This is a genomic window from Methylobacterium mesophilicum (assembly GCF_022179445.1).
Taxonomy (GTDB): Bacteria; Pseudomonadota; Alphaproteobacteria; order Rhizobiales; family Beijerinckiaceae; genus Methylobacterium; species Methylobacterium mesophilicum.
In genome coordinates, this window is record NZ_BPQU01000109.1 from 1 (window position 1) to 278 (window position 278).

Here is a 278-nt window from a genome sequence, read left to right on the forward strand (position 1 = left end):
GAAGGGCTCATCACCCGCGCATGGGGCCGCACATGAACCAGAAGAAGCGCCTCAGTGCCATCATGGGCACGCCCGTTCAGGCCGATGCTCCGCCACAGGCCTCACCTGAACCATCAATGGGTTACACCCCTGTAGCAGGTGCTACGCCTCACGCTCCCGCCGTCGAGAAGCGTCCCGCGGCGGCGCGCTCCATGGCGGCCATGTGGGCTGCCTCCCGACCCGCTCCGGCGGAGGTCGACGGCGCAGTCGTCGATCTCGACCCCGATCTGTGTCTGCCT

General features: G+C 67.6%; 1 pseudogene. It reads left to right on the forward strand.

The features are described 5' to 3' along the window. Nucleotides 1-32: 32 nt before the first annotated feature. Nucleotides 33-278: pseudogene (locus MFF40_RS28420) on the forward strand (plasmid partitioning protein RepB); the annotation flags it as partial.